General features: G+C 63.1%; 7 protein-coding genes. 1 reads left to right on the top strand and 6 read right to left on the bottom strand.

Annotated elements, in window-relative coordinates; translation table 11 throughout:
• Positions 1-46 precede the first annotated feature (46 nt).
• The 5 genes from BTH42_RS26930 to BTH42_RS26910 all read right to left on the bottom strand — a co-directional run bounded on the left by BTH42_RS26930 (position 47) and on the right by BTH42_RS26910 (position 4,993).
• A complete protein-coding gene (locus BTH42_RS26930) occupies positions 47-796 on the bottom strand; it encodes an SDR family NAD(P)-dependent oxidoreductase (protein ID WP_075304227.1) in 750 nt (249 codons plus the stop codon).
• Between the two features lie 85 nt (positions 797-881).
• Positions 882-1,808: a mechanosensitive ion channel family protein gene (locus tag BTH42_RS26925; protein ID WP_075304213.1), complete on the bottom strand. Its 927-nt coding sequence runs from the start codon at positions 1,806-1,808 to the stop codon at positions 882-884.
• Between the two features lie 234 nt (positions 1,809-2,042).
• Positions 2,043-3,215: a monovalent cation:proton antiporter-2 (CPA2) family protein gene (locus tag BTH42_RS26920; protein ID WP_075304212.1), complete on the bottom strand. Its 1,173-nt coding sequence runs from the start codon at positions 3,213-3,215 to the stop codon at positions 2,043-2,045.
• A gap of 165 nt (positions 3,216-3,380) precedes the next feature.
• A complete protein-coding gene (locus tag BTH42_RS26915; RefSeq protein WP_075304211.1) occupies positions 3,381-4,139 on the bottom strand; it encodes a hypothetical protein in 759 nt (252 codons plus the stop codon).
• A gap of 32 nt (positions 4,140-4,171) precedes the next feature.
• Entirely contained in the window at positions 4,172-4,993 is an 822-nt protein-coding gene (locus BTH42_RS26910; protein ID WP_256702306.1) for a DUF2092 domain-containing protein, read from the bottom strand.
• A 16-nt stretch (positions 4,994-5,009) separates the two neighbouring features.
• Here BTH42_RS26910 and BTH42_RS26905 point away from each other — a divergent pair, with 16 nt between their 5' ends.
• Complete coding sequence (locus BTH42_RS26905; RefSeq protein WP_075304210.1) at positions 5,010-5,639, top strand: TetR/AcrR family transcriptional regulator; 630 nt, start codon at positions 5,010-5,012, stop codon at positions 5,637-5,639.
• A gap of 52 nt (positions 5,640-5,691) precedes the next feature.
• Here BTH42_RS26905 and BTH42_RS26900 read toward each other — a convergent pair whose 3' ends face one another.
• Positions 5,692-9,048, bottom strand: a complete 3,357-nt coding sequence (locus BTH42_RS26900; RefSeq protein WP_075304209.1) for an autotransporter outer membrane beta-barrel domain-containing protein — start codon at positions 9,046-9,048, stop codon at positions 5,692-5,694.
• Between the last annotated feature and the right edge of the window lie 742 nt (positions 9,049-9,790).

Below are 9,790 nucleotides of genomic sequence, written 5' to 3'. Positions count from 1 at the left end.
CAACCGCCCCTCCCAAACTCCCCAAAGCGCCCAATCCCGCACATCACTACGTAAGATTCAACCCCCCATCCGACAGCAGAATCTCTCCCGTCAGATAGTCTGACGCGATCAGCATCGCAACAGCCTGAGCAATATCGTCGGGACTCGCTGAGCGCCGCATTGGAGACCGCGTCGCCCACAGATCCCGCGCTTGAGTCCAGTCCGCGGTCAATGGCGTATCCACCAATCCGGGAGCGACACCATTTACTCGAATATCGGGCCCTAGCGACAGAGCCAGCAAACGGGTCATATGGTTAAGCGCAGCCTTGGCGGCCGAGTACGGAATTGACGCGCCCTTAGGTCGAACACCTGCGTGCGAACTGATGTTGATTACGCAACCCGGGCGGCCTCGGCGAGCTGCTTCACGCAAGGCAGGCTCCGCTTCAGCTATCAAACGAAAAGGCGCGATCACGTTGATCTCGTGCAGCTCTTGCCAGATCGCTGGCGTTGCTGCGGCCAGATCCGCGTGGGGGATCACCCGGCTAATACCGGCGTTGTTGACGAGCACGTCGAGTCGCCCCCAGGCCGAGACAGCTTCGCGGATAAGCCGAACCCTTTCGGCGTCATCGGCGAGATCGGCTTGTATGTAGATGGCGGACCCAAGTTCACGAGCCATCGCCTGCCCCGTTTGCGCTGAACTACGCGAATGCAGGGCGACAGAAAATCCATCATTCGAGAGCCGCCGGGCGATGGCAGCGCCGATACCGGAAGTCGAACCCGTGACGAGAGCCACGGGACGCGGACGCGAAATAGTCATAGACACGTCGATTGGCGTAAGGACCGCCTGATTGTCACCAATCCCGGCCAGGCTGTCCAACATCCGCGCGATCGAGGCCCCGGAGTTAAATCCCCTGCTCCGGTTTCCCGATCGCGGATAGCCCTGCCTGACCGGCGGCTGCATCGGCTGTACCGGTTGCCGTCGCAGCCGTCGCGCTCGACACGATGTGCAATTCTCGCGTGCGCAACGGCAGCGAATATTGCGCGTCGGTCAGTGTTTGACGCACCTGACGCGCGAGCTCCCAGCGCATGTTCCAGAACATGTCCGTGTTCGACCAGACGCGAATATTCAGCACCACCGTGCTGTCGTCGAAGCGGATGACCATCGCCTGCGGCGCGGGATCGCGAAGCGCACGCGGGTCGGCCGCGGCGAGGGTACGCAGCACCTCGAGCGCGCGATCGACGTCATCGCCGATAGCGATCTCCACTTCGAGATCGAGCCGGCGCATCGGATTACGGCTGTAGTTGCGGATCGAATTGCTCCACAACGCGCTGTTCGGCACGTATTCGCAGATGCCGTCGGGTTTGGTGAGGCGCGTCGTGAACAGATTGACTTCGACGACCGTGCCCGCGACGCTGCCGGCTCCGCCCTCGATGTAGTCGCCCACCTTGAACGGCCGCAACACCAGCAGCATGATGCCAGCCGCGATGTTCTGCATCGTGCCTTGCAGCGCGAGACCGATCGCAAGGCCGGCGGCGCCCAGCACGGCAATGATGCTGGCCGTCTGGATGCCTAACTGCGACAGCGCGCCGACGATCGCGACAGTGCGAATGCTCCACAAACTGATGTCGCAGAGGATCGGTCGCAACGTGGCGTCCATGCGTGCTTGACGCGACAGGAGCCGGCTCAACGACCGCGACACGCGGCGCGCGACCCACCATCCGATCACCAGTATCGCCGCGGCGGCGCACAGTCGAATCGAGAACGCGGTGAGCGTATCCAGCACGAAGGCCCATCTGTCCGGACTGATTTCGACGAGTAGATTCTCCATTTGTCTTGATGATCCCTTGATTGGAAAGCGGGTGGATTGCCGCGCGGGAGCATCGACGATATATGTGGACGAACCCGATTGGCTTTCGGGAATTTAACCAGATAACTTCCATTTTGGCTTTTTCGGCGTCCCACATGAACGCTCGTATCCTGCGCAATACCTTGGGCCGCCGGCTACGGCCAGGCGGCAGGCGCACCGAAAACACCAGTCGGCCTTGAGCTCAAAGAGATGACGCTATCCGGGTTCGCGACTGACGGTTGGCTGCGAAAGCCGACGGTGCACAAGCAACAATAAAGGCGTCGAGACCATCGAAAGCGCGACGACCAGTGTGACAAGCGACGACTGACGTTGATCGATGACCCCCGCGGCCAGCGACGCAGCCATCACCACGAACGCGAACTCGCCGCCTTGCGACAGCAGAATCGCAAAGTACGAGCGTTGCGAAGCCGGCACACCGAATCTGCTTGCGAGTAGCCACTGTGCGATCGTCTTGATGCTGACCAGTGCGACGACGAGAACCGCGACGCGGACCGGCTCGCGCATCAACACGCCGAAATCGATCGACATGCCCACTGCGATGAAAAACAGGCCGAGCAACAACCCCTTGAACGGAGCCATATCGACTTCGATCTGATGCCGGTATTCCGAATCCGCGAGCAGCACTCCCGCGACAAACGCGCCGAGCGACATCGACAGATGCACGGTCTGCATCATCAATGCAATGCCCACGATCCAGAGCAGCGCGAACGCGGTAAAAATCTCGGGGACCTTGACGCTGGTGATCAAACGCAGCACGAAATGCAGCAGGTAGCGGCCAGCTAGGGCGACCGCGACGACCATGGCGAGCGCCTTCAACGCGAGCAGCCAACCCGGTTCCGCCGCAGTGACCGCCACCCTCGGTGCGAGCAATGGCAGCAGAGCGATCAGCGGGATGGCCGCCATATCCTGGAACAGCAGAATGCCGAAGCCGGCCCGGCCCGTCGGCATATCCATCAGCTTGCGCTCCTGCAACTCCGACATGACCATTGCGGTGGACGACAGCGAAAGCGCGAGGCCGCCCGTCAATGCAATGCGCCATGGCAAACCCAACATCACGAAGATGCCCAGCAGCGCAGCGGCGCAGACGGTCATCTGCATCGTGCCGTAGCCGAAGATCGTGCGGCGCATCGCCCACAGCGCGTCGACCCTCATCTCGAGTCCGATCACGAACATCATCAGCACGATACCCAGCTCGGAAAAATGGAGGATCGCGTCGATGTCGGTCACCATTTGCAGCCCCCATGGACCGATCATGATGCCCGCCACCAGATACCCGAGCACAGCGCCGAAGCCGAGACGGACTGCGAGCGGCACGGCGATCAGCGCGGACGCAAGAAATATGACCAGGTCGATCAGCAACTTTGTCATGCGGTCTCCCCGATCAATGCCGGCATCTTGCGCCGATCTGCTGCGCCCGATTACTCATAAGAAGGTGATGAGCGGTTTCCCAATCGATAGCTTCGGCCGCGCGTTCATCGAACACGCGATCGCCCGGCACGCCGGCGCCGCGGCAGCTGCTTTGCGCGGAAACGGCTACGAATGGCCCGCGGGCGGCTGGGTTGGCACGTACACGACGCCGCCGTTTCCGTACCCCTCCGTGTACCAGGTCGCCCCACATTTGTAGTAAGGCGCGCCGCTGACCAGGATCGGATCGACATTGCAAGGCGGCATTGCCGCCGGCGGCGGGGGAGCCGGCATCGGCGCCGCCGTACTCACGGGCGGTGGCGTCGCCGCCGTTGCGACGGCCGCCGCGGTGCCGACCACCATCGCGCCGGCGACAAATCCGGCGGCCGCGTCGTTGTCCCAACTGGATCCGCCGCAGTTGTAGCAGTCGTTGACGGCTGTCTGTCGTTGCGACTGGTTCTGGCTGGCGGCAGCTTGCCGTTGCGACTGGTTCTGGCTGGCGGCGGCTTGCCGTTGCGACTGATTCTGGCTAGCAGCGGCTTGCCGTTGTGCCTGATTGGCGCTGGAGGTCTGCTGCGCCTGACTTCGCGACGCTTGTCGCTGCGCCTGGTTGGCGCCTGAGGTTTGTTGCGCCTGATTCATCGCGGACTGTCGCTGCGCCTGATTTTCGCCGGCCGCCTGCCTGCGCTGACCCGCCGCCGCCTGCCCCGCGCCGGCATTCGCGCCGCCCGCGCGCCCCGACGAGAACGATCCGCCCGCCGCGGCGCCGCCGCGTGAAAAACCGCCCTCGCCGCCGCCGCGCTCACCGCCGCCCCGGCCGCCACGCTCGCCTCGACCCGCCGCGCCGGCATCGGGCATGCTTGCGGCAAGCACGAGACCGGCCAGCATCGCTGTACCGACACGACTCCATGAAAGGGCTTTCATTTCGTGCCTCCTGTGGCCGGCGTCGACCTGCGTGAATTGGAAGGCAGCGTGGGGATATCGGCGGCGAACGCGATCTTCTTCGCACCGTCGGGGATCTTCACGACGAACGTGTCGTCGGCCAGCTTCGGCGCAAAGTTCCAGTTCGACAACTGCCCCCAGAACTGGGGCTGACCGGGCGCGTTCTTATACGTCAGGACGACGCGCACGGGGTACGGCTCATTGCCGTCCGCGATCCACACCTGAAAGTCCACCGTATCGGTGCGAGCGGCGATGTGATGCGTGGGAACGCCCTCGATGTTCGTCTTTTCCACATAATCGACCTGCCGCACCCGCTCCTCGAATTCCGCGGGCAGCCGGCTCGTCAGCAGCATTGCCATCGGAAAGCGCAAATGCAGATCGCGAACGAAATGGACCAGCGTGACGTCGACGTTACCTGGCTGCTGTTTGGTCGCGTAGACGTTATTGGCGGCATCGACCACGATGATGTCTTTGCCGTCGAAAACGGCAACGGTTCTGGTGCCGTCGCTACGTTCGCTTTCAACCCGCAAGCGGTCGGGCCGGCTCACCGTGATATTTCGCAGTTCACCGAATTCGATTTTTTGTCCGGACGGTTGAACGGCGTCATAGCCGCTACGCACACTGACGCTGAACGCCTTCGCGTTAGCCAGGAACTCCGCCATTCGCATCAGGATCGCGCGGGCCTGCGCTTGAGACGCGGTTTGCTGCTGCGGTGTTGACGGCTGTTGCGGATAAGCCGGTTGAGCGCTCACCGAGCAGAGCGCAGCGATGAGTAAAGCGGACTTGAAGCGTCGCAGCATGTGAAGTTTCGTACTCATGAGCTACCCCTTTCGGCCGTCGTGCCTCACGGATATCCTCGCTTCGAGCATTGAATATAGTACAGTTCCGCGCGGCCTGTCCGCCACGCTCGATGACGTAGCGCGCCATGCCGGGGTCGGCGTGGGTACCGCCTACCGCCACTCCCCCAACAAGCAGGCGCTGGCCTCCGAAGTGCTCGAAGGCGCCATGCAGCAGTTGATTGCCGACGCCGAAGCTGCGCTGGCCGCGGCCGATCCCTCGAGGAAGGGCTTCGCCGGCTTCTTCGAAACCGTGGTGGCGACGCAGGCACGCCATCGCGGCCTGCACCACCTGTCCCCCGCCGATGGCATCGCCAGCCCGCAAGTCCAGAAGCGCTTCGAACAAGCGGCGGCGGGGTTGTTCGAACGCGCGCAGCGCGCGGGCGGCGTGCGCGCGGATGCTTGCGCCACCGACATCGGACCGCTGCTGGTGATGATGCGCACGGTCATCGACCTGAGTCCGCCTGCCAAGCCGGAGCTCTGGCGCCTCCACCTCGCCTTCCTGCTCGACGGCATGCGCGCCGCCGGCCTCACGCCCACCTCGGTCGAAGGCCTCAGCATGCAGGAGTTCGACGACTTCCTGGCCACCAGAAAGCGCGCGGTGAAATAAGCGTGCGTCTTTGGAAATCATCCTTCGAACACCAACAATCAACCCGGAGTATTTAGAACAAATATCGCGCCCCGGCATTGAACAGCCAGCCTCGCACGCCCGCATTACCAATCGCCTGCTGATAGGAAACTCTCCCGTACAGCGAGAGCCTGGCCGTGGGTGTTCCATTGAGCCCGAGCGAGTACTGAAGCGCATCGCCGAGTTTGCCGCTCGTGAACTGAACGCCGCTCACCTGGACGCTGGTGCCGTCGGTAAACGAATGCAGCAGATCGATCGCAGCATAAGGCGTGAGCAGTCCGCTGCTCACGTCGAACGGTCTGGTCAGGCGCACGCCCAGGCGTCCGACCAACTGGTTCTGCGCGCCGATGTTCACGTCCAGATCGTCCGCATCGAAGGAATTGTGGAAGCTCAGATGCTGACCGACCAGCTGGATCTGCGGTTCGATATGCAGCCGATAAGGCAGCGCGACCGGATAGCCCGCCTCCATCGAGGCTGCGTATGCGTTGCCCTGCAGTTTCATCGTCTGGCCGCGCGCGCTGGTATCGACGTGGCCGTTGAACCAGCCCGCGGAGAGAATGCCGTCGAAGTACCATCCCTGCCGGCTCTGATAGGTTCCATAACCGGAGAAGCGAAAGATATTCGAACGGCTGGAACTCGGTCCATCGACGGCTTCGGGTTCGAAATGCAGCCAACCAACCGTTCCCGCCAGTCCAAAACGCCACAGTCCGTCGGTATTGCGCAGCGTGAATGCATTCGCGCCGAACTGAATCGCGCTGTAATCGCCGGACATGTCGTAGCCGAACTGCTGAAACCCGATGTTCGACGAGTAGCGGAAATCGCCACCATAGGCGCGGAAAAACATCTCGCCGTCGCCGCCGTCGCGCCCGAGCGGACCGTCGTCGCGAATCTCGCCCAGGCGCCGGTGCAACATGTCCATGTCGAGCATGCCGGCATACAGGAAGGCGACCGGTGCGCTGAGATACGCCGCAATCTGCGGGGCAACCGCGGGCCGCGCATCGGACGGTATCGGCAGTTCGATCTCCTGCTCGGGCGATGGCCCCGGCCCCGGCCCGGGCAAGTCCTCCGGATCGACAGGCCCCTCGGGCGTCACATAGGCGCTTTGCAGACGATAGTCCCAGTGCGCTCCACCGCTGCCGACCAGCTGCTGCGACGCGTCAGACGCACCGTGCGACGATTGCGGCCCGTACGCATAGAGCCGGTACGTGTAGGGGCTATCCGGCGCGACGACATAGTCGCCGGCCAGCCGGAAGGCGCCCTGGGTCGAATTGCCGGCCACCTGCACGACCGAGATGCCTTCATCGGGACCGATGAGGCCGCTCGGCGCTGTGAGTCCCCCGGGACTCGCCGCCACCGGTTTGACGTCGATCTGCGTCACACCCGACGCGTTGCCCGCGACCAGCAGGCGGTCGGTGAATTGCGCGCCCAACGCTCCGCCGGCATTGAGCCAGGTGTTCAGCGCGACGCTGCCATTCGCGCCAGCGTAATCGCCGGTGACGTGGACGGTGCGATAGGAACTGGCCACGGTCGGCGCTTGAGCGAGCGTCGGCGCCGCCTGAAAATCGATCAGACTGGCCGCATTCTGTAGCGTGGTGACCGTCGAGTCGCCGGTCACGTTCCAGCGACTCCCGTTCGATAAATCGAGCGACGTGCTGCTGCCCGTATCCGTGAGTACCGCCCCGTTCAACGTCGAACTGTCCGCGGCGATCGTCACCGTCGACGCAAGCGTAGCGGTTGTAGCCTGAATCGCCGCCGTCGCACCGGTCACCGTCGAACCGCTCAAGCCGACATTGGCGATGCCGCCCGCCACATAGATGCCCGCCCCGTTGTCGGATTGAACGGTCGTGTCGGTGAGAGTGAGATTTTCCTGCGGACCGCTCGCATGCACTACGGCGGCCGATTGCATCACGGGCGTAAAGCTCGTATCGATGCCGGGAGCAGCCGGCGGCGCATCGACGCCCGCCGCATCGCCCGGTGCCGCTCCCACCCCGAGCGTCGCCGTGCCGGTGAGATAAACGCCGTTGCCGCCCGCGCCGCGCGCATGCAATGAAGCACCGGTGGCGCTGAAGCTGCCGCCATTGGACACACGTACCGCATTCGCGCCGGTGCCGCTGGTTGTGACGCTCACGCCGGCGCCGGCGGCATCGCGGCCCAGCGCCGCGCTCGATAACCCATCGACGACTACGCCCGCCGCGTTATTTCCCGTGGTCGCGACCGTCCCGCCGTCCGCTCGCAGAATGCCCGTGGACCACACGTAATAGCCCGACGCGCCGCTGCCCGACGTATTCACGGCGACGTCGCTCGTCGTTGCGCTCGCACTGGTCCCGCCGACGAGCAAACCGTATGCGTTGGAGCCGGACGTGGTGAGCGCAGTGCCGCTCAGCGTCGCAGACGCTGCGCCGGCGATCCAGAAAGCGTAGGCACCTGCTCCGCTCGTCGATACGCTGCCGCCTTGCGTGGTGACGACCGCGCCCGACGTCCCATACACGCCGTACCCGTTCGCGCCGGCCGTCGAAATGCGGCCGTCGTTGAATGCCGCGGTTGTGCCCGCACCGTTGACGTAGAGTCCGCGGGTCGACGCGCCACGCACGTCGATCGAGCTGCCGTCGAATACGCCGTGCGATCCGTTCGTCAGCCAGACGCCATGCGCGCTGGCGCCGCTCGTGACGATGGATCCTCCGTTCACCGAAATATCGGCGCCGGTCGCGTAGATGCCATGCGCGTTATCGCCGGCGGTCGAAAAGCGCGCGCCAGTGAGAGCGGCGTTCGAACTCGATGCATAGAGGCCGATGCCGGAAGTACCGCTGGTCGAGATTGCCGTTCCATCGACAGTGAGCGTCGAGCCGCTGTACACGTAGAGCGCATAGGCGCTTGGCGCGACGGTCGTCACTGTTCCGTTGCTGAGATGAATCGTCGATGCGGACGCCGTGATGCCATAGGTCGCGGTTCCCAACGCGCTCAGCGCCGTATTGATGAGATTGACCGTCGCGCCGCCCCACGCGCACACGCCGTACGCCGATGCGAAGCCGCTCGACGTGGTTATCGAAGAATCGCGCAGCGTGATGACGGGCGCGCCGAATGCCGTGCCGTATACGCGGATGCCGTCGGCGCTGTCGCCGGAAGTGGTGATGTAGAGATTGGTCGCGTCCAGCACCGTTTCCGCGGTTTTCGACGACGAGTACGGTGCGTAGATACCGAACACGTCGAGCCCGTCTGTCGTGACATACGTGCCGTGGCCGTGCGCACTGCCGTTGACCGTGAGGCGGCCGCTGGACACGTACAGGCCATCGTTAGGCGCCCCGCTCCGATAATGCGAGTACACGACGATATCGCCGGGTGCGCTACCTTCGTCAGGCGCGATCACCGCCGAGCCGCCCGTCTCCACCGACACCCCCGCGCCGCCGAGTTGGGACGGGTAAGGCGGCAGCGGATTAATCGTCGTCGATCCTACAATTTGCGCGCTAATGTTGTTTATTTTTTGCGAGTACGAATAGCTTCCAGGTCCGATCACGATATCGTATTGGGCTCGCGCGGGCGTCGCCGCACAAAAGCTCAGCCAGACTCCAATAGACGCGGGAATAATGCGCAGGCGATACCGGTAATAACCGCGAGCAGAACGCAGAGATTTTCGACAGGCGTGGCAGTCGGGGTCTTTCGTTGCCACGCCGTGCAGAGCAAACGAGCTGCGGTCAATCAAAGTGCTGGTCACAATGATGTCCTCCGCGCGAAAGACATTAACCGTTTCGGATCCATTTCCGGCTTTCTCAGCAGCGGAACGTTTGCAAACAAATCGCGATCGGTTAGCTAACGAGAAGACTGGCGAACTCGGTTTGCAGGCGTATCCAGGCAAATCAACGCACATTGCCTTCTTCTCTAATAACGCCTTTTCCCAGCGGGAACAAGTGAAAATTTATCGATAAGTTAATCGAGCGTGGCTGGAGTATCCGGGGTCTGACTGCCGGATTAACGGTGAAGTACAAACGGGTTCAGTTGTAAAAGGTAATTTTTCCCGATTGAATTTCTCTCTCGCGACGCGAGAAAAGACCACGCGTTTGCAGGGTCGTTTTATGCGAATTGATTTAGTGGCGGCGTTTGCTTATAGCGCGCCGCCCAAATCGCGATCTCGCCCCCGG

The organism is Burkholderia sp. SRS-W-2-2016, assembly GCF_001931485.1.
In the GTDB taxonomy this organism is placed as follows: domain Bacteria; phylum Pseudomonadota; class Gammaproteobacteria; order Burkholderiales; family Burkholderiaceae; genus Paraburkholderia.
This window is presented reverse-complemented; position numbering and strand designations above follow the sequence as displayed.

Bases quoted from the DNA above. Each gene is read 5' to 3' on its own strand.
- BTH42_RS26930 (WP_075304227.1), bottom strand. From the start codon at position 796: ATGACTATTTCGCGTCCGCGTCCCGTGGCTCTCGTCACGGGTTCGACT.
- BTH42_RS26925 (WP_075304213.1), bottom strand. From the start codon at position 1,808: ATGGAGAATCTACTCGTCGAAATCAGTCCGGACAGATGGGCCTTCGTG.
- BTH42_RS26920 (WP_075304212.1), bottom strand. From the start codon at position 3,215: ATGACAAAGTTGCTGATCGACCTGGTCATATTTCTTGCGTCCGCGCTG.
- BTH42_RS26915 (WP_075304211.1), bottom strand. From the start codon at position 4,139: ATGCTGGCCGGTCTCGTGCTTGCCGCAAGCATGCCCGATGCCGGCGCG.
- BTH42_RS26910 (WP_256702306.1), bottom strand. From the start codon at position 4,993: ATGCTGCGACGCTTCAAGTCCGCTTTACTCATCGCTGCGCTCTGCTCG.
- BTH42_RS26905 (WP_075304210.1), top strand. From the start codon at position 5,010: ATGAGCTACCCCTTTCGGCCGTCGTGCCTCACGGATATCCTCGCTTCG.